Annotated in this window: 19 protein-coding genes; 8 read left to right on the forward strand and 11 right to left on the reverse strand. The window is 69.4% G+C overall.

From position 1 onward, the window contains the following. Window positions 1-171: 171 nt before the first annotated feature. From MZTS_RS00315 to MZTS_RS00340, 6 genes are all read left to right on the forward strand, one after another. Window positions 172-2,154: an acyl CoA:acetate/3-ketoacid CoA transferase gene (locus MZTS_RS00315; protein WP_192280225.1), complete on the forward strand. Its 1,983-nt coding sequence runs from the start codon at window positions 172-174 to the stop codon at window positions 2,152-2,154. 493 nt (window positions 2,155-2,647) lie between these two features. Next, entirely contained in the window at window positions 2,648-4,324 is a 1,677-nt protein-coding gene (locus tag MZTS_RS00320) for a methyl-accepting chemotaxis protein (protein WP_192280227.1), read from the forward strand. 273 nt (window positions 4,325-4,597) lie between these two features. Continuing rightward, window positions 4,598-5,662 carry a 30S ribosomal protein S2 gene (locus MZTS_RS00325; protein ID WP_192280230.1) on the forward strand — a complete coding sequence of 355 codons (1,065 nt, stop codon included), beginning with the start codon at window positions 4,598-4,600 and terminating at the stop codon, window positions 5,660-5,662. 132 nt (window positions 5,663-5,794) lie between these two features. After that, on the forward strand, window positions 5,795-6,715 hold the full coding sequence (gene tsf, locus MZTS_RS00330; RefSeq protein WP_192280233.1) for a translation elongation factor Ts: 921 nt from the start codon (window positions 5,795-5,797) through the stop codon (window positions 6,713-6,715). Window positions 6,716-6,905: 190 nt separating this feature from the next. Beyond that, window positions 6,906-7,628 (forward strand): UMP kinase, encoded by a 723-nt coding sequence (gene pyrH, locus MZTS_RS00335; protein WP_192280235.1) that lies wholly within the window; start codon window positions 6,906-6,908, stop codon window positions 7,626-7,628. Between the two features lie 71 nt (window positions 7,629-7,699). Then, entirely contained in the window at window positions 7,700-8,338 is a 639-nt protein-coding gene (locus tag MZTS_RS00340) for an alpha/beta fold hydrolase (protein ID WP_192280238.1), read from the forward strand. Window positions 8,339-8,403: 65 nt separating this feature from the next. Here the strand turns inward: MZTS_RS00340 and ppa are convergent, their stop codons facing one another. Beyond that, on the reverse strand, window positions 8,404-8,940 hold the full coding sequence (ppa, locus tag MZTS_RS00345) for an inorganic diphosphatase (RefSeq protein ID WP_192280241.1): 537 nt from the start codon (window positions 8,938-8,940) through the stop codon (window positions 8,404-8,406). Between the two features lie 182 nt (window positions 8,941-9,122). After that, window positions 9,123-9,629, reverse strand: a complete 507-nt coding sequence (locus tag MZTS_RS00350; RefSeq protein ID WP_192280245.1) for a GNAT family N-acetyltransferase — start codon at window positions 9,627-9,629, stop codon at window positions 9,123-9,125. Window positions 9,630-9,767: 138 nt separating this feature from the next. On the opposite strand from MZTS_RS00350, the gene MZTS_RS00355 reads away from it, so the two are divergent. Both MZTS_RS00355 and MZTS_RS00360 read left to right on the forward strand, forming a co-directional pair. Next, entirely contained in the window at window positions 9,768-10,493 is a 726-nt protein-coding gene (locus tag MZTS_RS00355) for a fused DSP-PTPase phosphatase/NAD kinase-like protein (RefSeq protein WP_192280248.1), read from the forward strand. A 42-nt stretch (window positions 10,494-10,535) separates the two neighbouring features. Further along, window positions 10,536-11,492, forward strand: coding sequence for a WcbI family polysaccharide biosynthesis putative acetyltransferase (locus MZTS_RS00360; RefSeq protein ID WP_246481921.1), 957 nt, complete (start codon window positions 10,536-10,538; stop codon window positions 11,490-11,492). 67 nt (window positions 11,493-11,559) lie between these two features. On the opposite strand, the gene lpxD is transcribed toward MZTS_RS00360, so the two are convergent. The 9 genes from lpxD to MZTS_RS00405 all read right to left on the reverse strand — a co-directional run bounded on the left by lpxD (window position 11,560) and on the right by MZTS_RS00405 (window position 22,540). Further along, window positions 11,560-12,624 (reverse strand): UDP-3-O-(3-hydroxymyristoyl)glucosamine N-acyltransferase, encoded by a 1,065-nt coding sequence (gene lpxD, locus MZTS_RS00365; RefSeq protein WP_192280253.1) that lies wholly within the window; start codon window positions 12,622-12,624, stop codon window positions 11,560-11,562. A 185-nt stretch (window positions 12,625-12,809) separates the two neighbouring features. Next, complete coding sequence (bamA, locus tag MZTS_RS00370) at window positions 12,810-15,362, reverse strand: outer membrane protein assembly factor BamA (protein WP_192280256.1); 2,553 nt, start codon at window positions 15,360-15,362, stop codon at window positions 12,810-12,812. A 347-nt stretch (window positions 15,363-15,709) separates the two neighbouring features. Next, on the reverse strand, window positions 15,710-16,870 hold the full coding sequence (gene rseP / locus MZTS_RS00375) for an RIP metalloprotease RseP (protein ID WP_192280259.1): 1,161 nt from the start codon (window positions 16,868-16,870) through the stop codon (window positions 15,710-15,712). Window positions 16,871-17,078: 208 nt separating this feature from the next. After that, on the reverse strand, window positions 17,079-18,257 hold the full coding sequence (gene dxr, locus MZTS_RS00380; protein ID WP_009865519.1) for a 1-deoxy-D-xylulose-5-phosphate reductoisomerase: 1,179 nt from the start codon (window positions 18,255-18,257) through the stop codon (window positions 17,079-17,081). Window positions 18,258-18,272: 15 nt separating this feature from the next. Next, complete coding sequence (locus MZTS_RS00385; RefSeq protein ID WP_192280292.1) at window positions 18,273-19,133, reverse strand: phosphatidate cytidylyltransferase; 861 nt, start codon at window positions 19,131-19,133, stop codon at window positions 18,273-18,275. Beyond that, a complete protein-coding gene (locus MZTS_RS00390; RefSeq protein ID WP_192280262.1) occupies window positions 19,133-19,912 on the reverse strand; it encodes an isoprenyl transferase in 780 nt (259 codons plus the stop codon). Before MZTS_RS00390 ends, MZTS_RS00385 begins: the two co-directional genes overlap by 1 nt. 147 nt (window positions 19,913-20,059) lie before the next feature. Then, window positions 20,060-20,623, reverse strand: coding sequence for a ribosome recycling factor (gene frr, locus MZTS_RS00395; protein WP_009865489.1), 564 nt, complete (start codon window positions 20,621-20,623; stop codon window positions 20,060-20,062). Window positions 20,624-20,922: 299 nt separating this feature from the next. Further along, window positions 20,923-21,204, reverse strand: coding sequence for a hypothetical protein (locus MZTS_RS00400; protein ID WP_192280264.1), 282 nt, complete (start codon window positions 21,202-21,204; stop codon window positions 20,923-20,925). A 55-nt stretch (window positions 21,205-21,259) separates the two neighbouring features. After that, a complete protein-coding gene (locus MZTS_RS00405; protein WP_192280266.1) occupies window positions 21,260-22,540 on the reverse strand; it encodes an FAD-dependent monooxygenase in 1,281 nt (426 codons plus the stop codon). Window positions 22,541-22,564 lie beyond the last annotated feature (24 nt).

Consider the following 22,564-nt stretch of genomic DNA (forward strand, 5'->3'; position numbering starts at 1 on the left):
TGCATCGGCGTATCGATGCACTGCAATGACGATTGCATGCAGAATTCAGCCGGCCAAGCGAGGCGGAGATCTTTCCGGCTTCGCGTGGGCGGCCGGCGGTATGTTCGATCACAGACGGCGAGAGGCGGACGACACCGCCCGGACCGGAGGAAGCGGAGGACGGCGGGCCCCATGAAGAAGAACAAGGTGATCACGGCCGACGAGGCGATCGCTCTGATCCGCGAGAACGATGTCCTGACCACCACCGGCTTCGTCCAGAGCTGCATCCCGGAGGCGCTGCACGCGGCCCTCGAGAAGCGCTTCGTCGAGACCGGCTCGCCCCGGGGCCTGACCCTGATCATGACCGCGGGCGCGGGCGACTCGAAAGGGCTCGGTACCGGCCGCCTGCACCATGACGGCCTGCTCTCGCGGGTCATCGCCGCCAATTTCGGGCGCATGCCCAAGGTCGCACAGGCCGCGCAGAACAACCTGATCCGCGGCTACAACCTGCCCCAGGGCGTAATCTCCCAGCTCTACCGGGCCTGCGCAGCGGGCCAGCCGGGCCTGTTCTCGAAGGTCGGCCTCAAGACCTATGTCGATCCGCGCCATGGCGGAGCCAAGGTCAACGAGGTGACGACGGAGGACATCGTCAAGCTCGTCGAGGTCGATGGCGAGGAATGGCTGTTCTACACCGCCACCAAGATCGACGTGGCCTTCATCCGCGCCACCTCTGCCGACCCGTCGGGCAACCTTTCCTTCGAGAAGGAGGCGCTTACCCTCGATTGCCTCGCCCAGGCCATGGCCGCCCGCAACAATGGCGGCATCGTCATCGCCCAGGTCGAGCGCATCGTCGATGACGGCTATCTCCTGCCCAAGGACGTGCGCGTCCCCGGCATCCTCGTCGATTGCGTCGTCGTCGCCGAACCCGAGATGCACCGGATGAATTACGGCGTGATGTACGACGCCGCCCTCGCCGGCGAGATCCGGGTGCCGGTCACCGGCATCAAGCGGATGGCGCTCAACGAGCGTAAGATCATCGCCCGCCGCGCCGCCTTCGAGCTGCCGCCGAACGGCGTGGTCAATCTCGGCGTCGGCGCTCCCGAGGGCATCTCCTCCGTCGCCAACGAGGAGAAGATCACCCCCTACATCACCCTGACCACGGAGGCCGGGGCGGTCGGCGGCGTTCTGGCCTCCGGGTCGAGCTTCGGCGCGGCGACGAATGCCGACTGCATCATCGACCAGAACCAGATGTTCGACTTCTACGATGGCGGCGGCCTCGACATGACCTGCCTCGGCATGGCCGAGTGCGATCGGGCCGGCAACGTCAACACCTCGAAATTCGGCGGCAAGCTCAACGGCTGCGGCGGCTTCATCAACATCTCGCAGAATGCCCGCTCGGTCGTCTTCGCCGGCACCTTCACCGCCGGCGGCCTGGAGATCGCGGTGCAGGACGGGCAGGTGAAGATCGTCACGGAGGGCCGGGCCCGGAAATTCGTCACCGAGGTTCAGCAGAACACCTTCTCGGGGCCCTACGCCGTCGAGCGCTCGCAGCCGGTGATCTACGTCACCGAACGCTGCGTCTTCCAGCTCACCAAGGAGGGGCTGGAACTGATCGAGGTGGCGCCGGGCATCGATATCGAGCGCGATATCCTGGCCCACATGGATTTCGCCCCGATCGTGCGCAATCCGGTGCCGATGGACCCGCGCATCTTCCGCGACGAGCCGATGGAGCTGCTCTCCGACCTGCTCAACCTCGATCTGAAGTCGCGCGTCAGCTACGATGGCGAGCGCAACATCCTCTTCATCAACCTGGAAGGCTGGTACTGCCGGGTGAAGAGCGACATGGACGATCTGCGCATGACCATCGTCGAGGCCTGCCGCAAGGCCGGTCAGCGGGTCAACGCCGTGATCAACCACGACGGCTTCCGGCTCAACGAGAACCTCTACGACGACTATGCCGGGATGATTCAGTATCTCCAGGCGAACTACTACGCGACGACGACCCGCTACGCGACCAGCGCCTTCCTGCGCCTGAAGATGGAGGAGGCCCTGACCAAGCGCGGCGTGGCCCCCCACGTCTTCGAGCGCAAGGAGGAGGCCCAGGCCTTCCTCGGCACCACCGAGGACAAGAAGGCGCGCAAGATGATCTCGCCGGCGGTCGCCTCGGCGGCGTGATCCCCGCCTGCCGCGCGAGTCCGGCCATGCTTCCGACCGTGCCGGACCCGCGCGGCGCCCGGTCCGGGCGTGGATCGACCGGACCGTGATCCGATTTTCGGCTCGTCCCACCCACCTGGGTGCGGTGATCCGGGGACCGGCCGGCGCGGAGGCGTCGGGCGTCTTGGGTCCGTCATCCCAAATCCGGTTGCTCCCTTCGGGATGGCGGATTCGGGCTTCGCTCGAACGCTGCGCGGGCTTGCCGAGACGCAACCCGCCCCGATCAAGCGGATCCCGTATCAGGATGTTTTTTCCGCGGGGAATGACATGGCTCGGCCGGCTGAATGGATGTGGCGGGCCAAGACCCTTTCCGATCTCCTCCAGTTCGGTTCGAACGGGTGCCCTGGTGACAAGTGACTGCGGGAGAAACCGTCTTCGGTACGGATGAATATCGATTTCGCCGTTTGTTAACGCGGGGGCGGCACTGAGGCGTACCTGCCGCGGGGCGCCTCCGATGAAGATCACCCTCAAAAACAGCCTCATGGGGCTGTTCGCTCTGATGCTCACCTTGTCCCTCGCCCAGGGCATCCTGAGCATGAGCAAGCTCGACGCCATCGACACGAAGACGGGCGCCTTGCTCGACAACACCATTCCGTCGATGAACGAGGCGAATGCCATCAACGCCCTCATCATCCGGGCGCGGCTCTGGCAGTTCCGCTACATGACGGCGGAGAGCGAGGCCGCCAGGACCGAGAGCGTCGGCAAGGTCGCTGAACTCACGCGGGAACGGGACGTCAAGGTCGAGGCCTACCGGGCCCTGGTCGCCTCGCCCGAGGAGCAGACGGCCTACGACGCCCTGCGCAACAAGCTCGGCTCCTTGCAGGCCGATTGGGAGCGCCTGCGCGCCTTCCCGGCCGAGCGCTACGAGGAGGCGATGGCCGCCTTCCGTGGGCCGATGCAGGCGAACTATCTGTCCGCCTCGACCGCCGCGCGGGGGCTGATCGACATCAATCTCGCCGCCAGCCGAACCGCCGATTCCGAGATCCGTCGGGCGCAGACGGATGCGCGGCGCCTGACGCTGATCATGCTCGGGATCAGCCTGCTGACGGCCCTGGGGGCGACGATCTATTCCTTCCTCGGCGTTTCGCGGCCGATCGGCCGGATGAGCGCGGCCATGCGCCGCCTCGCAGAGGGCGATACCGCCGCGCCGGTTCCCTATGGCCGACGCGGCGACGAGATCGGCGAGATGTCCGCCGCCGTCGGCGTCTTCCGCGACAACATCCTCCGCACCCGCGCCCTGGAACAGGAGACCGCGCTCGCCCGCGCCTCCGCCGAGGAACAGCGCAAGGCCGGCATGCGCGCGATGGCCGACGGGTTCGAGCGGGCCGTCGGCGGCATTCTCGGCACGGTCACCGCTGCGGCGACCGAGCTGCAGGCGACCGCCCAGGGCATGACCGCCATCGCCACGCAGACGGCGGGGCAATCCACCGCCGTGGCGGCGGCGGCGGAGCAGGCGGCGGGCAATGTCGGCATGGTCGCCGCCGCCGCCGAGGAACTCGGTTCCTCGGTGCAGGAGATCGGGCGTCAGGTGGCCGGTTCGGCCGAACTCGCCGGGATCGCGGCCGGCGAAGCGGGGCAGACCGTGGTCCTGGTGCGGGATCTCTCGGAGGCGGCCACCCGGATCGGCGACGTGGTCGCGCTGATCTCGACCATCGCCGGCCAGACCAACCTGCTCGCCCTCAATGCCACCATCGAGGCCGCTCGGGCCGGTGACGCGGGACGCGGCTTCGCCGTGGTGGCCGCCGAGGTCAAGGAACTCGCCAACCAGACGGCGCGGGCAACCGAGGAGATCTCGGCCCAGATCGCGCGCATCCAGGGGGCGACCGACGAGACCGTCTCGGCCATCGACGGCATCAGCACCCGCATCCGCGAGATCAGCGGCGTCGCGACCGGCATCGCCGCGGCGGTGGAGGAGCAGGGGGCGGCCACCCAGGAGATCGTGCGCAATGTCAGCCATGCGGCGACGGGCACCGGCGAGGTGACGAACAACATCGCCGGTGTCGCCTCGGCGGCGGAGGAAACGGGCTTGGCCGCGTCCCAGGTGCTCTCGTCGGCCTCCGAACTGTCCCGTCAGGCCGAGCATCTCAGCACAGAGATGTCCCGCTTCCTCGCCACGGTGAGAGCCGCCTGACATGCGGCCGGCCGAACCGGATTCCGATTCGGCCTGCTGAGCCCGGAACAGGATCGGGCCTTGCGTTCCGCGCGGGCCTGGCATCGAGAACGGGGGCCGCCTCACCCGCTGGCGGAGGGGAAGCCGGCTTGCCAATCGCGGCTTTCCCTGCTAACGCCCCGCCCATTCCACACGCGGAGCCGGCCCCATGCCTGAATGGGGCGTTTCCGGTGGTCGGCATCTCAGCCGGCTACGATCCTCCGCGGCGGTATCAACCGGAGAAACAGAAGAATCATGGCCGTCGATTTCTCTATGCGCCAGCTCCTCGAGGCCGGCGCCCATTTCGGGCACCAGTCGCACCGCTGGAACCCGAAGATGCAGCCCTACATCTTCGGCACCCGTAACAACATCCACATCATCGACCTCGCCCAGACGGTGCCGGCGCTCCACGCCGCCCTCCAGGCGGTGAGCGACACCGTCGCCCGCGGCGGCCGCGTGCTGTTCGTCGGCACCAAGCGCCAGGCGGCGGACGCCATCGCCGAGGCAGCCAAGCGCTCGGCCCAGTACTACGTCAACTCCCGTTGGCTCGGCGGCATGCTGACCAACTGGAAGACCATCTCCGGCTCGATCCAGCGCCTGCGCAAGGTCGACGAGACGCTCGAGGGCGGGGCCGTCGGCCTCACCAAGAAGGAGCGCCTCATGCTGACCCGCGAGAAGGAGAAGCTGGAGAAGGCCCTCGGCGGCATCAAGGATATGGGCGGCGTGCCCGACCTCCTGTTCGTGATCGACACCAACAAGGAGCAGCTGGCGATCAAGGAGGCCCAGCGCCTCGGCATCCCGGTCGCCGCCATCGTCGACACGAACTGCAACCCGGACGGCATCTCCTACATCGTCCCGGCCAATGACGATGCCGGCCGCGCCATCGCGCTCTACTGCGACCTGATCGCCCGCGCGGCGATCGAGGGCATCGGCCGTGGCCAGGGTGCGCTCGGCATCGATGTCGGCGCCTCCGAGGAGCCGACCGCCGAGGAACTGCCGGCCAACGACGACATCGTGGCCTCCGTGGCCTCCGATGCTATCGCCCCGGCCGACGTCGCGGCGCTCGCCGAATCGACCGGTCACTTCGAGCAGCTCGCCGCCCCGCGCGGCGCGCCCGACGACCTGACCAAGCTCACGGGCGTCGGCCCGCAGCTGGTTCAGAAGCTCAACGACGCCGGCGTGTGGCATTACTGGCAGATCGCCGCCATGCAGCCCGACGACGTGGCCAAGCTCGATGCCGACCTGAAGCTCAACGGCCGCATCGCCCGCGACGGCTGGGTCGAGCAGTCCCGCGCCTTCGTCGAAGCCGCCGCTGCCTGATCCGTTCCCGATGCGTCGCCGGGCCGAGGCCCGGCGGCCGGAACGTCATAGAGCTTACACAGCCCGGTGCTTTCAGCGAGCGCCGGGCTCATTCACTTCCAGACCTGCATTCCAGACCGCAAGAGGATCGCCATGGCCAACATCACCGCCGCTCTCGTGAAGGAGCTTCGCGAAAAGACCGGCGCCGGCATGATGGATTGCAAGGGCGCGCTCAACGAGACCAACGGCGACCTCGAGGCGGCGGTCGATTGGCTGCGCAAGAAGGGTCTCGCCAAGGCTGCCAAGAAGGCCGGCCGTGTCGCCGCCGAGGGCCTGGTCGCCGTCGAGTCCGCCGGCCGTCACGCCGCCATCGTCGAGGTGAATTCCGAGACGGACTTCGTTGCCCGCAACGACGGCTTCCAGGCCTTCGCCCGCGAGGCCGCCAAGCTGGCGCTCAACACCGACGGCAGCCTGGAGGGCTTGGAGGCCGCGACCTTCCCCGGCTCGTCCGACACGGTGAAGGACACGCTGTCGAACCTCATCGCCACCATCGGCGAGAACATGACCCTGCGCCGCGTCGCCAAGCTCGAAGTGGCCAAGGGCGTGATCGCCTCCTACGTCCACGGCCAGATCAACGAAGGCCTCGGCAAGATCGGCGTGCTCGTCGCGCTCGAATCCGAGGGCGATGTCGAGTTCCTCTCGACGCTCGGCCGTCAGATCGCCATGCACGTCGCCGCCACTAACCCGACCGCGCTGGACGCCTCCGGCGTCGATGCGGCCGTGGTCGAGCGCGAGAGCAACATCCTGCGCGAGAAGAACGCCGGCAAGCCGGACCACGTGCTGGCCAAGATCGTCGAGAGCGGCCTGAAGAGCTACTACAAGGAGGTCACCCTCTTGGAGCAGCCCTTCGTCCATGACGGCTCGAAGACCGTCACGCAGATCCTCAAGGAAGCTGCGGGCAAGGCCGGCGCCGAGGTCACGATCAAGGGCTTCGTCCGCTACGCCCTCGGCGAGGGCATCGAGAAGGAAGAGGCGCCCGACTTCGCCGCCGAAGTGGCGAGCATGTCCCGCTAAATCGATCGCTCCGACGCGCTCCCTTTCGCCGGACCGGTGTCCATTCCGGCGGAGGGCGCTGCGATCATTCCCGATCCTCACAGGTCGTCTCGTCAGGGGCGGCGGCAGCGATGCCGCCGCCCCTCGACGTTCGGGTCCCCGTGTTGGTAGAAGCCGCCACGCGAACCGCCCGAGACGACGAGGATCTTCGATGTCGGAAACGACACCCTACCGCCGAGTCCTCATCAAGCTCTCCGGGGAGGCGCTCGCGGCTCCGGACGGGTACTGGCTCCATCCCCCGACCCTCGCCGCCCTGGCCGAGGACATCGCCGGCACCATCGCCCGCGGGATCCAAGTCGCGGTGGTGGTGGGCGGCGGCAACATGATCCGGGGCGCCCGCATCTCCCAGGCCGGCTGGATCGACCGGGCGACGGGAGATTCCCTCGGGATGATGGCCACGGTGATGAACTCGCTCGCCATCGAGACGGCGCTGAACGCCGCGGGCGTGCAGGCCCGCACCATGTCGGCGGTCTCCATGCCGACGATCTGCGAGACCTATGCCCGCCAGCCGGCCCTCCATCATCTCGACAAGGGCCAGGTCGTGGTGCTCGCGGGCGGCACCGGCAATCCGTACTTCACCACCGATACGGCCGCAGTGCTGCGGGCGGCCGAACTGCGCTGCGACGCCGTGCTGAAGGCGACCCAGGTGGACGGAGTCTATTCGGCCGATCCGAAGAGCGATCCGCACGCGATCCGCTACGACCGCATCACCCATGACGAGGCCATCGCCCGCGATCTCAAGGTGATGGATACCGCCGCCTTCGCCCTGGCGCGGGAGAGCCGGCTCACCATCGTGGTCGGCTCCGTGCACGCCCCGAGCTCGATCACCGCGATCCTGACGGGTGCCTCGGTCTCGACCCATGTGGTGCCGTAAGGGCCGCTGACGGCGGCCAGGGGAACTTCGCGGCGACGGGAGCGGACCCTTTCGGGCTCCTCGGATGCATCATGCCCAAGTCACCCTCCAAGCCGTCCTCCAAGACGCTCTTCCTGCCCGGGGCCTCGGGGCATGCGTCCTTCTGGAAGCCGGTCGCCGACAGGGCGCGGTTAGACGGTGTGTTCTTCTCGTGGCCGGGACTGGGTGCCGAGCCGTCGCGGCCGGGAATCGCCGGGATCGACGATCTCGTCGCCTTGGTGGCGCGTGACATTACGGAGCCGGTCAATATCGTCGCGCAATCGATGGGCGGCTTGATCGCGCTCAAGCTGGCCCTGACGCGGCCCGGCTCGGTGGAGCGGCTCGTCCTCGCGGTGACCTCGGGCGGCGTACCCGTCGCCGATCTGGGTGGGGCGGATTGGCAGCCCGATTACTTCACTGCTTTCCCGAACGCGGCGCGGTGGATCGCCGGCCCTGTCTGCGATCTCTCAAGCCGGATTCCGACGGTGAAGGCGCGGACCTTGCTCCTGTGGGGCGGCGCCGACCCTATCAGCCCGGTCGCCGTCGGGGAGCGCCTGCTGACTCTCTTACCGAATGCGCGTCTTCGCGTTTTTCCGGATGCGGGTCACGATCTCGCGCAGACGCATGGGGATGCGGTCGCGGCCGAGATCGGCCAGCATCTGATCGACGACGCGTCGGCTTCGCCCCGATAGGGCGGGCGAGGAATCATCCGGGCCGTGGCGGGAAACCGCCGCGGCCCGGAGAGTCAATCGGCTGCTCAGGCCTTCTGGGCCTTGGCCCGCTCGATGCCTTCCAGGATCAGCCGCTGGGCCTCCTCCTTGTCGCCCCAGCGCACGACCTTCACCCACTTGCCGGGCTCGAGGTCCTTGTAGTGCTCGAAGAAGTGCTGGATCTGGCTGATCGTGATCTCCGGCAGATCGGTGTAGTTCTCGACCCGGTTGTAGCGCTGCGTCAGCTTGCGCGAGGGCACGGCGATGATCTTCTCGTCCTCGCCGCCATCGTCCTCCATCACCAGCACGCCGACCGGTCGGACGCTGATGATCGCGCCGGGAATGATGGCGCGGGTATTGGCCACCAGCACGTCGCACGGGTCGCCGTCGCCCGAGAGGGTGTGCGGGATGAAGCCGTAATTCCCCGGATAGAACATCGGCGTGTAGAGGAACCGGTCGACGACCAGCGTGCCGGCGTCCTTGTCCATCTCGTACTTGATCGGCTCACCCCCGAGGGGAACCTCGACGATGACGTTGACGTCGTGGGGCGGGTTCTTGCCGATCGAGATGGCGTTGATGTCCATTGCCCAGTGCTCTCTTTGATCCGGCCGCCGGACGCGTCGCGTCGTCCCGCGGGTGTCTCGTGCGGGCCGGCTCATCACGCCGCACCCATCGCCGGCTGTCTTAGAATGCGCGGGCCGGAATTGAAATCGCCCCTTCGGCCAAGTGGTTTCACGGGCTGCCGTTCTGCCTTGGAAAACCCTGTTCAGAAGAACAGGTAGGCGACCTTGGGCAGGCAGATGCCGGAAAGGCGCTCGACCGAAATCGGCCCCGTCACGCCGCCCAGCCTCTCGTAGAAGGCGCAGGCGCGGGTGTTGTCGGCGAGCGCCCAGACGCCGATGCGGGTGAGCCCGCGATCGATCAGGTCGTTGCGCACGGCCCGGAACAGGCGGCTGCCGAGGCCGAGCCCCTGGAATTCGGGCGCAATGTAGAGTTCGTCGATCTCGCCATCCGTCGCCAGGGCCCGGTCCCGCGTCCGGCCGTAGGTGGCGTAGCCCGCGACCTGCTCGTCGAAGGCGACGACGGCGAGCCCCCGCCCGCTGCCGATCATGGCACGCCACGTCGCCGGTCCGCGCCGGACCAGGAAACGCTCCAGGGCGACGCCGGGGATCACGCCCTGATAGGCTTCGCGCCACGCGGCATCGAACACCGCCGACAGGCCGGCGGCGTCCGCGACCCGGGCGCGGCGGATGCTCACCGTGTTCGTCGTCATCGCGGGGCTCCGGTTGCGGGCGGGCACGGACATGATGCTGGCAAAGCGACCGGTTCGGCAATGCCGCGAGCGGAGCCGCGTTGTCGCTCGCAGGGCGGGCTGATAGACGGACGCTCCGCAGGCATTCCCACGCGCTCCGTGTTCAATCGATTCCTTCCCCCCGAAACGCGCTACGCGCGGCGCATGGCGCGCATCGCGAAGTTCGAGCGGCCCATCGACGGATCCCTCTCCCGGGCCAAGGCCTGGGCGAACATGCTGCTCGTCGATCACGGGATTTTCCGCGTCGCCTATCTCAACCGGCACCGGATCGGCACCGGCCTCGTCTGGCGCTCGGCCCAGCCGACACCGCACCAGCTCGCGTGGTTCAAGCGCCAGGGCGTGCGCACGGTGGTGTCCCTGCGCGGAGGGCGCGAGCACGGCTCCTGGCCGTTGCAGCGGGAGGCCTGCGAGCGGCAGGGGCTCACGCTGGTCGAATTCGTGCTGCGCTCCCGCGAGGCGCCCTCCCGCGAGACCCTGCTCGCGGCCAAGGACTTCTTCGCCGGCCTCGACTATCCGGCCGTGATGCATTGCAAGTCGGGGGCGGACCGGGCGGGGCTCGCCGCGGCCTTGTTCCTGATCCTGCACGAGGGGCGGCCGGTGCGAGAGGCCCTGCGCCAGCTCTCGCCGCGCTACGGCCATTTCCGCTTCGCCAAGACCGGGATTCTCGACGCCTTCTTCGCCACCTATCTGCGCGAGGGCGAAGCGCGGGGCCTCGGCTTCCTCGACTGGGTCGAGCACCATTACGATCCGGCCGCGCTCACGCAGAGATTCCGCGCCGGCTTCTGGTCCGACCTCATGGTCGACCGCCTGTTGCGGCGCGAATAGGCGGCCACCTTGGCTGCGAGGCTGTCCCGGCTGCTGAGGCCCTTGAACCTGCCATGGGCGGCGCGGCGCGAGCCGGAAGCCGGTGGCCCCCGGATCGCGGTCATCGGCAATTGCCAGGCCAGGGGGCTGGCCGAGGCCGTGCGCATCCTCGTGCCCGACGCGCGGGTGCGCCTGATCCCGATGGGCACGCTCGGCAAGAAGGAACGCAGCCTCGATGCCTTCGCGCGGGGGCTCGGCGATTGCGACCACGTTTTCTCGCAACCCTTCCCGGCGGGTTTCTTCCCGGAGGGAGATTCCGACGCGTTGCGGGAGAAGCTGCCGCGGATGCGGCTGTTCCCCGCGCTCGTCTTCACCGCCTTCCATCCGGACGCGGTCTATGTCGGCGATCTCTCTTCCGTGGCGCGGGCGAAGCTGGCGCCGTCGCCGCTCGGCACCTACCATTCGGCCATCGCCCTGTTCGGCTTCCTCCAGGGGCTCCCGCTTGAGCGGATCGTCGGGCTGTTCCGCGAGGAGGTGTTCGCGCGGCTCGGCTATCTCGATGCCTGGGACGGGGCCGCCGCCGACCTGATCGCATCGAGCCGCGCCATCGGCTTCGACCTTTCGACGGAGCTGCTGCGCTGGTCGCGGGGCGGCCTGTTCATGCACAACATCAACCATCCGCGCCTCGCCGTGCTCGGCGACATCGCCGCGCGGCTGCTGCGCGAGGCCGGGCTGACGCCCCGGACGGTCCCAGTCGAGGCCTATGCGCCGGACGTGCTGCTGGACGATGCGATCTGGCCGGTCTACCCGCCGCTGGCGACGCTCTACGGGGTATCCGGTTCCACGGTGTTCAAGCGGCGCCAGCGCCGGGGGGCGCCGCCCGAAACCCTCGGGCTCGAAGCCTTCGTCGCGGAGAGCCTCGCGATCTACCGCACCCTGGAGCGGGACCGGTTGACCTGCCACCGGGTCGAGCATTGGAGCGGCTCCCCGGAAATCCGCGCCCTGTTCAGCCGGCTCTGACGGCAGGGTCGGGGATTCCCAAGGGGGCTTCGGCCCTTTGGCGGAGCGCTGGGCGGAGCCCCGACGATCAGGTGTTCTCCGGCTCGTCCTTGCTCGATCCCGAGCGTTCGGCGAGGCGGGCCAGCGTCGTCATCTCGCGGAACCACGTCCGCACCGGCTTGGCCGGCGTGCCGCCCCAGCGCGAGCCCGGCGGCACGTCGCGGTTGACGTTGGACGAGCCGGCGATCTGCGCGCCCATGCCGATGCGCAGGTGGCCGACCACGCCGACCTGACCGCCGAGCACGACGTAGTCCTCCAAGGTGGTCGAGCCGGAGATGCCGACGCCGGAGACGATCACGCAATGCCGGCCGATCACCACGTTGTGGGCGATCTGCACCAGGTTATCGATCTTGGTGCCCTCGCCGATGACCGTGTCACGGGAGGCGCCCCGGTCGATCGTGGTGTTGGCGCCGATCTCGACATCGTCCTGAACGATGACGCGGCCGATCTGCGGCACCTTGAGATGACCGCCGGCACCCATGGCGAAGCCGAACCCGTCCTGGCCGATCCGGGCGCCGGGATGGACGATCACGCGGTTGCCGACCAGGGCATGGGTGAGGGTCGCGCCGGCGCCGATGGAGCAGTCGCGCCCGATCCGCACATTCGGCCCGATCACCGCGTTGGGGCCGAGCACCGTGCCGGACCCGATCTCGGCGCCGGGGCCGACCACTGCGCCGGGATCGATCCGGACCCCGTCCTCCAGCCGCGCCTGCGGATGGACATGGGCGCCGGGCGCGATCCCGTTGGCGGCAAACAGCGAGCCGGGCCGCATCGCCTCCTCGTAGAGCCGGGCCAGCAACCCGGCATAGGCACGGTAGGGGTCGCGGGTGACGAGGGCGATGGTGCCGGCGGGAACGCGGGCGGCGAAGCGCGGCGAGACGAGGCAGGCCAGGGCCCGCGTCGCGGCGAGCGCCTCGCCGTAGCGGGCATTGTCCATATAGGCGAGTTCGCTCGGCCCCGCGGTTTCGAGGGGGGCCGCCCCGGTCACCGCCTGGGCGGGGTCGGCGCCCTCCGGCAGGGGGACGCCGCAGGCCTCCGCGACGGAGCCCAGGGTCAGGCCGCCTTTCGGCGCGATGAAGATGGGATCTGACATGAGGCTCGCAAGGCGCCGGCAGGGGGATCGGAGCGCCGCTATAGCGCCCTTCGCGCCACGGGGCACCGGGGCCGGGACAAAGGAACCGTTCCGGAGAAAAGAGCCGGCTCCGACCATAGGACGGTCGAAGCCGGCTCTCGAAGGATCGCTGTGAAGCCCAGTCGATCGAGACCGGGCTCTCGGGATCAGAAGCGCGAGCCGCCGGAGAAGCGGAAGGCCTGGATCTGATCCTTGCCGACGCGGCCGAAGGCGGTCACGACACCTTCATCCTTGGACAGGGCGTAGGCGTAGTCGAAGCGGATCGGGCCGAGCGGCGAGTTCCACAGGATCGAGGCACCGACCGAGGAGCGGATCGTCGCCTTGTCGCGGACGTTCACGCATTCGGGCTCCACCTTGATCGCGTTGGCGCCGAAGTTCGTGTAGTTGCAGCCCGATCCCGGCGCGAAGCCGTTGATGATGTTGTCGCGGTTCACGTCGAAGGTGCGCTGGCCGTCATAGCCGAACAGCGTACCGGCATCGGCGAACAGGGCGCCCTTCAGGCCGAGATCCCGCGGCAGACCCCAGATCGGGAACTGAACTTCGACGGTCGCGCCGAAATAGGTGGTGCCGCCGATGGCGTTGGAGCGGGCATCGGCGATACCGATATCGCGCGGGCCGAGGCCGTTCGGTGCGAAGCCGCGCACCAGCGACGGGCCGAGGAAGAACTGATCGGTGATCCGCAGCGGGTTGTTGTCCAGCGCCGAGATGTGACCGCCCTGGACGCGCACGAAGCCGACCACGTCTTCCCACAGCTCCTTGTAGTAGCGGGCATCGCCCGTCACGCGGAAGAACTTGGAGTCGCCGCCGAGGCCGGCGATGTCCGGCTTCACTTCGGCGTAGAAGCCGTTCGACGGCCGCTGCAGGTTGTCGAGGGTCGAGTAGGCCAGGGTGACGCCCGCGAGCGAGGTCAGGGTCGAGCCCTGTGATCCCTTGAGCGCGATCGGGGCCTCGCCGTCGAAGGCGCAGTTCGGATAGAGCGCCTGCTCACCCGCCGCACCGGTGGCGGGCAGCCCGTTCTGCACCACGGTATAACCCGGGATCGGAACCGAGCAGTCGTTATAAGGCCGCTTGAGGGTGTTCGGGACCCGCAGCTCGGTGTTGTAGAGCGAGTAGCGGAAGGTGACGCCGAATTCCTCGGTGATCGGCAGACCGACGCGGATCTGGCCACCATAGACCGTGGTCTCGTAGCGCGAGTACCGGGTCAGGTCGGAATATTTGTAGAAGGCGTCGAAGCCGGCCGCGAGGCGATAGCCGAGGAAGTACGGCTCGGTGAACGAGAAGTCGAAGCCCTTGGCGTACTGGCCGCCCTGGGCGGCGACGCGGACATACTGGCCGCGTCCGAGGAAGTTGGACTCGGAGACCGAGACCTCGCCGATGATGCCGTCCTGGGTGGAGTAGCCGCCCGCCACCGAGAACGAACCCGTGGGTTGATCCTCGACATCGATGTTGACGATCACCCGGTCCGGGGCGGAACCCGGCTCGTTGGAGAAGCGCACCTTCTTGAAGAAGCCGAGGCCGTTCAGCCGGCGCTCGGCCCGGTCGACCAGCACCCGGTTATAGGCGTCGCCCTCGGCCAGATCGAGCTCGCGGCGGATGACGTAGTCGCGGGTACGGGTGTTGCCGCGGACGTTGATGCGCTCGACATAGACGCGCGGGCCGTCCTCGACCACGAAGCCGAGGGAGACCTGATGGGTGGCGCGGTCGCGCTGGCCGGTGGGGCGGACCTGGGCGAAGGGATGGCCCTGGCGGTTGACCTCGTTGGTGACGCCGACCAGCGTCTTCTCGACATCCTCGGCGTTGTAGACGTCGCCGACCTGGGCGCGGATCTGTCCGTCGAGGGCCTCGCGGTCGACGCCGGGGATGCGCGGATCCACGGCCACGGCGCCGACTGTGTACTGCTCGCCCTCGTCGACGGTGACGGTGATGACCCAGCCGGTCTGCTCGCCGGCCTCGACGTAGCGGGCATCGGCGTTGACGATGCGGAAGTCGGCGTAGCCGTTCTTGAGGTAGTAGCGGCGCACGAGGTCGAGGTCGGCGCTGATGCGGTCGGGATCGTAGACGTCGGAGGTCTTGATGAACGAGAGGAAGTTCATCTCGGAGGAGGACATCAGACCCTTGAGGGTCGATTCCGAGTAGGCGCTGTTGCCGACGAAATGGATCTCGCGGATGCCGGTCTTGTCGCCTTCGTCGATGGTGAAGACGACGTCGGAGCGGCCGCTGGGCAGGTCGACGAGGCGGTAGCTGACCTTGGCGGTGCCCCGGCCCGAACGTTTGTACACGTCCCGGATCCGCTCCACGTCCGCGGCGATCACGGCCTGGCTGAGGGCGCCGCGCTCCTTGCTCTCGACGACGCTCTCGAGCGTGGCCTTCTCGACCTTCTTGTTGCCCTCGAAGAAGACGCGGCCGATCACGCTGTTCTCCCGCACGCGCACCACGGTGGTGCCGCCGCGGGCCGAGACCTGCACGTCGGAGAAGAGGCCGGTGGAGAGGAGGTTACGGCGCGCCTCTTCGGGCGAGCCGGAGGCGGTACCGGTGACGTAGGAGCGGATCGTGTCGGAATCGACCCGGCGGTTGCCTTCGACGACGATCTGCTGGGCCTGCGCCGCGGCGCCGCCGAGGATCACGCCGGCGGCGGTCGCGACCAGGACGATGGCCCGCTCCGCCGACTTTCGCCGGCGCTTTCCCGTCATCGACATCATGTAATCGCCCGTCTCTTTTTATCTCAGCACGGGTTCGCACCCGCAGGCAGCCGCCCTCAGGACGGGCCGCCCTCTGGTCCCAGCCACGCTTGTATCGGGATTCCCCTACGAAGCAAACGAGGGGGAAGTCCGGCACCCAGGGATTTTGGGGGGTCGTGGCCTTCGCGCCACTTAACGGCGAAGGACCGGCGCGAAGGATTTCAGATTAGAGTGAATAGGGCGTAAATATGATGCCTATCACGTCTTTCCGATCCATGGGCGGATCGGTGCAAGCTCTTGTTAACCCTAAGACAAACGGCCCGGCGCTGCCGCCGGGCCGTCGAATCGAGGGGAATGGGCGGGGTCGATCAGGTGCCGCGCTGGCTCAGGGAGGCGCCCAGGTTGAGGATGTCGTTCCAGGCGGCGAACAGCATCAGCATCAGCACGAAGGCGAGCCCGATGCGGAAGCCGATCTCCTGCGCCCGCTCGCTCAAGGGGCGTCCGCGCACCGCCTCGAAGGCGTAGAACAGCAGGTGGCCGCCGTCCAGGAGCGGGATCGGGAACAGGTTGAGGAGCCCGATCGACACCGAGAGCAGGGCGATCAGGCCGATCAGTCCGCCGACGCCGCCGACCCGAGCGACCTCGCCCGAGACCCGGGCGATGCCGATGGGCCCCGAGAGCTGGTCTGCGGATTCGCGGCCGGTGACGAGCTTGCCGATATAGTCGAAGGTGCGCTCCACCACGAAAGCGGTCTCGTGGACGCCCAGCCGCAGGGAATCGAAGGCGCCGTAATGCACCAGCTTGGCGGCGCCGGCATTCGGCCCGTTGATGCCGAGCCGGCCGAAGCGGTGCCGGCCGAAGGAGGTGCGCTCCTCGATCATGTCGGGCACGGCGGTCAGGGTCTGAGCCTGGCCGGCGCGGTCCACCGTGATCGTCAGGGAGGAGCCGGCGGCGCCGGAGACAACGCGCTGCATGTCAGCGAAGGTGTCGACCGGGGTGCCGTCGATGCTGCGGATCACATCGCCGGGCTGGAAGCCCGCCCGCTCGGCGGCGCTGCCCGCCTGAACCGCCTCGACCCGGGCCGGGGTCTCGTAACGGCCGTTGAGGTAGATCGCCCCGGCGAAGACGGCGATGGCCAGGATGAAGTTGGCGATCGGGCCCGCCGCGACGATGGCCGCGCGCTTGGCCACCGGCTGGGTCGGAAAGCTGACCGCCCGCTCGTGCGGGCTCATGCGGGCGACCGCCTCGGGGTCCGGCACGCTGGCGCCGTTGGCGTCGCCTACGAACTTGACGTAGCCGCCGAGCGGGATCGCCGAGAGCTTCCAGCGGGTGCCGCGCCGGTCGTTGAAGCCGACGATCTCCGGGCCGAAGCCGATGGAGAAGGCGGTGACGCCGACGCCGCACCAGCGGCCGACGAGGAAGTGGCCCATCTCGTGCACGAACACGACGATGGTCAGCACGAACAGGAACGGGATCACCGCGCCGAAGAAGCCGGCCGCGTTGCCGCCCATGCCGCTCAAGAATTCCATGGCCGCCATTCCTTCAGGCCGCGACTGTCATACGAGATCCGGCAGGCCGCGCCGCGTTCGGACCCCCATGTCGGCCGTTCCGCCCTGGCAGGGAGGCCGCACGGTCCGCAAGCTGCGGATCGTCGCACGCCTCACGTTCGAGCGCGAGATCTAATCGCGCGCGTCCGCAGCATCCTGCCCGGCCGTCCCGGCGAGACTGCGTTGCAGGTTAACCCGCTGCGCGGGCGGAAGGTACCGCCTCTAGGCTCCAGGCCCGCACCTGCGCGTCGATGGCCAGTGCCGTGTCGACATCCTCGGGGGCGCGGCGGTGCTCGGCGGCGAAATGTTCGACCGCGCGCTCCACCAGTTCGGCGATGCCGTAGAACGGGATCGCGCCCCGGATGAAGGCGGCGACCGCGATCTCGTTGGCGGCGTTCATCACGGTCGGGGCGGCGCCCCCCTCGGCCAGGGCGGCGCGGGCGACGCGCAGGCAGGGGAAGCGCGCTTCGTCCGCCGGCTCGAAGGTGAGGCTGCCGGTGGCGGCGAGGTCGAGGGGCCGGCCGCGGGCGATCTCCAGGCGGTCGCCGAGACCGAGGCAATGGGCGATCGGCACCCGCATGTCGGGCATGGCGAGGCCCGCCGTCACCGCCCCGTCGCGCCACGCGATCAGTCCGTGGACGATCGATTGCGGGTGGACGATCACGTCGAGCCGCTCCGCCTCGATGGCGAAGAGGTGATGCGCCTCGATCAGTTCCAGCCCCTTGTTCATCAGCGAGGCGGAATCGATGTTGATCTTCATGCCCATCGACCAGGTCGGGTGGGCGGCGGCCTCGCTCGGGCTGGCGGCGGCGATGCGCGCCCTGTCCCAGGTCCGGAACGGCCCGCCCGAGGCGGTGAGGGTCATCTTGGCGATGTCGGAGACGCGGCCGTCGCCCATCGCCTGAGCCAGGGCGTTGTGCTCGGAATCCACCGGCAGGATGCGGGCGCCGTAGCGCTTGGCGTCGCGCATGAAGGCGTCGCCGGCGCAGACGAGGCTCTCCTTGTTGGCCAGCGCGATGGTGCGGCCGAGGCGTAGGGCGGCGTGGGTGGGCTTGAGGCCGGCCGCCCCGCTCACCGCCGCGACCACGATGTCGGCGTCCCGGGCGACCGCTTCCAGCACGGCGCTCTCGCCCGCGCCGTTCGGAATCCCCGAACCCGCCAGAGCCTCGGCGAGGGCGGGACCGGCGGCCTCGTCGGCCAAAGCGGCGAAATCCGGCTTCAGCTCCAGGGCGAGCTTGGCGAGCGCGGCGGCGTCCTTGCCGCCCACCAGGGCGCCGATGCGGAAGCGGCCCGCGTGCTGGGCGAGGAGATCGGTGGTCGAGCGGCCGATCGAGCCGGTGGCGCCGAGGACGGTGACGGTCAGGCTCACGAGGATGACTTCCGTTCAGGCATTCAGGAGCCGCAGGGCGGCGAGGCAGAGGCCGGCGAGCAGGGCGACGGCGAAGAAGCCGTCGAGCCGGTCCATGACGCCGCCATGGCCGGGAATCGAGCGGCCGGAATCCTTCACGCCGTAGCGGCGCTTGAGGGCGGATTCAACGAGATCACCCCCCTGCGACAGAATCGAGGCCAGTCCGCTGAGCGCGGCGACGGCGGCGGTGGTGAGGCCGGGCAGCGCGTCCCAGCCCTGCGATCGGGCGATGAGCAGGGTCGCGGTTCCGCCGATCATCCCGGCGGCGAGGCCGCCGAGCGCCCCCGACCATGTCTTCTTCGGGCTCACCCGCGGCATCAGCTTCGGCCCGCCGACGAGGCGGCCGGTGAAGTAGGCGACGCTGTCGGTCGACCACACCACCGCGAACATCCAGGCGGGGCCGACGAGGCCGATCTGCGGGTCGATCCGCAGCAGGGTCGGCACCAGGGCGACGACGGCCGCCCCGAGCAGGCCCCAGACCGCCTTGCGCCGGGCGGGCGGGCGCCCCGTGGCGACGAGGGCGACGAGGCCGGCGAGCAGAGCGAGGGCCGGAACCCAGGCGGGCGCGCCGAGCAGCAAGGCGACGAGGGCGGCGAGAAGCGTCGTGCCGGTCAGCCCGAGCAGCGGGGCGAGCGGCTCGGAGCGGGTCATGGCGAGCCACTCGGCCGCGCCGACGGTGCCGGCGATCAGCCAGACCAGGGCGAAGGCCCAGCCGCCGGCCACGAGCGTGCCGAGCACAGCCGCACCGAGCACCAGCGCCGAGGCCACGCGCAGGCCGAACTCGCGGGACGCGAAGGGCGCGCGCCGCGCCGGGGGAGCCACGTCGTCCCGCGCCATCATCCGGCCCCGGCGCTCAGGCCGCCGAAGCGGCGGTCCCGGCGATGATACTCGTCGACGGCGGCGAGGAAGGCCGCGTGGTCGAAGTCCGGCCAGAAGCCCGGCTCGATCACGTATTCGGCATAGGCCGTCTGCCACGTCAGGAAATTCGAGAGACGCTGCTCGCCGGAGGTGCGGATCACCAGATCCGGATCGGGGATGCCGGCGGTGTCGAGCGCGTCCGCAATGGTCGGCAGCCCGATCTCCTCGGGACGCAGGCGGCCCTCCGCGACGGCCTGAGCGATGCGCCGCACCGCCCGCAGGATCTCCTGGCGCCCGCCGTAATTGAAGGCGACCACCAGGGTCAGGCCGGTATTGGCGCGGGTGCGCGTCTCCGCCTCCTCCAGCAGGCCGGCGATGTCGGCCGACAAGGTGGCCCGGTCGCCGATCACCCGGACGCGGACGTTGCTGGCATGCAGGTCGGCGAGGTCGCCGCGCACGAACAGCTTCAGCAGGCCCATGAGGTCGGACACCTCGGAGGCCGGGCGGCTCCAGTTCTCGGAGGAGAAGCTGTAGACGGTAAGATAGCCGATGCCGAGGCTGATGGCGGAGCGCACCGCCCGGCGCACGGCCTCGACGCCGCGGCGATGTCCCTCGAAGCGGGGCAGGCCCAGGCTCGCGGCCCAGCGGCCGTTGCCGTCCATGATGATGGCGACGTGCCGGGGCGCCGGCCGCGCCGGACCCTCGGGAGCGGGCTGGCCCGCGTCCCCGATCTGCCGCGCGCCTTCCGAGCGAACCAACGCGCCTCTCCCATCTTCGGAATGTCCCACGCCGCCGGCCGCCGAAGACGTGCCTGGCGGCGACCGTGCAGCATCACTCTCGGCGGGACGCGCTCGGCCGCTGCCCGGCGCGGCTCCGCTCGTCCCGTTCCATGCAGGCCGGGGATCTCAGACCTGCATGATCTCCTTTTCCTTGCTGGCCAGCACGCCGTCGATCTCGGCGATGGCGTCGTCGGTGGCCTTCTGCACGTCGCCGGCCTGACGCTTCTCGTCGTCCTCGCTGATGGCGCCGTCCTTCTCGAGCTTCTTGAGGATGTCGAGACCGTCGCGGCGGACATGGCGCACGGCGACGCGGGCTTCCTCCGCGTATTTATGGGCGACCTTGACCATTTCCTTGCGGCGCTGCTCGTTCATCTCGGGGATGCGCAGGCGGATGGTCTGGCCTTCCGTCATCGGGTTGAGGCCGAGATCGGATTCGCGGATCGCCTTCTCGACATTGGTGACCATCGAGCGGTCCCAGACGGAGATCGAGAGCAGGCGCGGTTCGGGCACGCTCACCGTGGCGACCTGGGCCATGGGCATGGAGGCGCCGTAGGCCTCGACCTGGATCGGGTCGAGCAGGCTCGGCGTCGCGCGGCCCGTGCGCAGCGATCCCAGATCCTTGCTCAGGGAGCTGACGGCGCCCTGCATGCGGCGCTTGATGTCGCCGAGGTCGAAATCCGGTGTAGCCATGGGTTCGCAAATCCCGGGGTTCAAAAATCCCGATGCATTCGGGTGGCAGATCGGCGCGTGCGGACCCGCCCGGCACGCGGTGCCGCTACATGAACGAAAAAGCGGATGGCCGCAAATGGTGGTTGACGCGCGGGGACGTCACGGCTCCACGGTCAATTTCCTGGGAAGCGGAGCCGCTTGGAGGCTCTTCCTTGCGCCTGCGCCGGCACGTTTGCGCGACACGTTTGGCCTGAACGCCGCGGTCCGCCCGCGCCGTCCCAGGGCCGATGGGGCGCCGGGACGGCACCCCCGGTCCGCTCTCAGTAGCCGTAATCGCGGCGCGGATAGGCCCGCCGGTCGCCGTAGCCGAGGGGTTGCGTGCGGGCGCCGTACTCGATCTCCCGGTCCCGCCGCGCGCGCCGGTTCGCCAGGGCGCGCCCGGTCAGACAGCCGGCCACGGCGCCGACGACCCCGCGCTCGGCCAGATAATGGCCGGCGATGCCGCCGATGATCGCTCCCTTGATGCAGCCCTTCGCCTCTGCCGTTCCGGCACTCGCCAGTGTCATGACCGTCAGGGCCGTTGCCGTCGCGATGATCCGCATGCTGCTCTCCATGGTGGCGGCGGTATCAACGGCGGCGGCGGCGCCGCGTTCCGACTCAGAGGGCTTCACCCCGCAGCAGGCGCGGACCCCGGCCCGCCAGGGCGGAGGCCTGCCCGATGAAGAACCGCTTCAGCCCCGGCATCCGGTCGACGAGTCCAAGGCCGAGATCGCGGGTGAGGCGAAGCGGCAGGCTGTCGTTGGAGAACAGCCGGTTGAGCCCGTCCGTCGCCGCCGCCATCGCCACCGTGTCGAAGCGGCGCGCCTGCTCGTAATCGCGCAGCACCGCATCCGTGCCGGGATCGAGCCCGAGCCGCAGGGCGCCGGTCACCGCCTCCGCCAGGGCCGCCGCCCCGGCGAGGCCGAGATTGAGGCCTTGGCCCGCCAGGGGGTGGATGACGTGGGCGGCATCTCCCAGCAGGGCGAGGCGGGGGGCCCGGAAGCTGCGGGCGATGCCGAGATTCAGCGGATGGGCGCTCGGGCCGTGCTCCAGGGCGATCCGGCCGAGTTCGTGGCCGAACCGGCGCTCGATCTCGGCGAGCGTCTCGGCCGCATCCCCGCCGAGCAGGGCCGGCACGTCGGCGCTGCGCTCGGTCCAGACGATGGAGGAACGGTGGCCGAGGGCGCCTCCCGCCGTCAGCGGCAGGATCGCGAAGGGGCCGCTCGGCAGGAAATGCTCGAAGGCCCGGCCCGCGTGGTCACGCTCATGCTGGATCGTGGCGACGATGCCGGATTGCGGATAGGACCAGCCGACCCAGCCGATCCCGGCGGCCTCGCGGAGCGCCGAGCGCGCGCCATCGGCGGCGACCACCAGGGCGACGTTCTCCTCGCTGTCGTCGCGCAGCCGGACCCGGATGGCGCTCGGGCCCGGCACGGCGGCCCTGACGCCCGTCGCCAGCAGCCGCACGCCCCCCTCCCGCGCCGCATCGAGCAGCACGGCGACCAGCGGCTCCGCCTCGACCATGTGGGCGAAGGGTTCGCCCTCGCTCCGCTCTTCCGTGCCGTCGCCGAAGGTGAGGAAGACGGGGCGCACGGGATCGCCGACCCGGCTGTCGCTGATCACCAGCCGGCGCATCGCCTCCGCCGCCGGTGCGATCCGGGGCCAGAGGCCGAGGCGCTCGAACATCCGCCGGGGCCCGGCCGCGACGGCGTAGGCGCGCCCGCGATGGCGCGCGGCGCCGGCCTCCAGGCCGGGATCGCAGACCAATACGTCGAGGGCGGGGCCATGCGCCTGTTTCAGGGCGACCGCCAGGGTGAGGCCGGCGATGCCCGCCCCTGCGATCAGCAGGCTGCGATGCCCGGTGCGGCGATGGCGAGGGGAACGATCCATAACGCTCATGACGCGTCCTCTTCCCTCCGGTTC

The organism is Methylorubrum zatmanii (genome assembly GCF_014845115.1).
Lineage (GTDB): Bacteria > Pseudomonadota > Alphaproteobacteria > Rhizobiales > Beijerinckiaceae > Methylobacterium > Methylobacterium zatmanii.

Excerpts from the sequence above, each read along its gene's own strand:
- MZTS_RS00315 (WP_192280225.1), top strand. The coding sequence starts at position 172 with ATGAAGAAGAACAAGGTGATCACGGCCGACGAGGCGATCGCTCTGATC.
- MZTS_RS00320 (WP_192280227.1), top strand. The coding sequence starts at position 2,648 with ATGAAGATCACCCTCAAAAACAGCCTCATGGGGCTGTTCGCTCTGATG.
- MZTS_RS00325 (WP_192280230.1), top strand. The coding sequence starts at position 4,598 with ATGGCCGTCGATTTCTCTATGCGCCAGCTCCTCGAGGCCGGCGCCCAT.
- tsf (WP_192280233.1), top strand. The coding sequence starts at position 5,795 with ATGGCCAACATCACCGCCGCTCTCGTGAAGGAGCTTCGCGAAAAGACC.
- pyrH (WP_192280235.1), top strand. The coding sequence starts at position 6,906 with ATGTCGGAAACGACACCCTACCGCCGAGTCCTCATCAAGCTCTCCGGG.
- MZTS_RS00340 (WP_192280238.1), top strand. The coding sequence starts at position 7,700 with ATGCCCAAGTCACCCTCCAAGCCGTCCTCCAAGACGCTCTTCCTGCCC.
- ppa (WP_192280241.1), bottom strand. The coding sequence starts at position 8,940 with ATGGACATCAACGCCATCTCGATCGGCAAGAACCCGCCCCACGACGTC.
- MZTS_RS00350 (WP_192280245.1), bottom strand. The coding sequence starts at position 9,629 with ATGACGACGAACACGGTGAGCATCCGCCGCGCCCGGGTCGCGGACGCC.
- lpxD (WP_192280253.1), bottom strand. The coding sequence starts at position 12,624 with ATGTCAGATCCCATCTTCATCGCGCCGAAAGGCGGCCTGACCCTGGGC.
- bamA (WP_192280256.1), bottom strand. The coding sequence starts at position 15,362 with ATGATGTCGATGACGGGAAAGCGCCGGCGAAAGTCGGCGGAGCGGGCC.
- rseP (WP_192280259.1), bottom strand. The coding sequence starts at position 16,870 with ATGGAATTCTTGAGCGGCATGGGCGGCAACGCGGCCGGCTTCTTCGGC.
- MZTS_RS00385 (WP_192280292.1), bottom strand. The coding sequence starts at position 19,133 with ATGGCGCGGGACGACGTGGCTCCCCCGGCGCGGCGCGCGCCCTTCGCG.
- frr (WP_009865489.1), bottom strand. The coding sequence starts at position 20,623 with ATGGCTACACCGGATTTCGACCTCGGCGACATCAAGCGCCGCATGCAG.
- MZTS_RS00400 (WP_192280264.1), bottom strand. The coding sequence starts at position 21,204 with ATGCGGATCATCGCGACGGCAACGGCCCTGACGGTCATGACACTGGCG.
- MZTS_RS00405 (WP_192280266.1), bottom strand. The coding sequence starts at position 22,540 with ATGAGCGTTATGGATCGTTCCCCTCGCCATCGCCGCACCGGGCATCGC.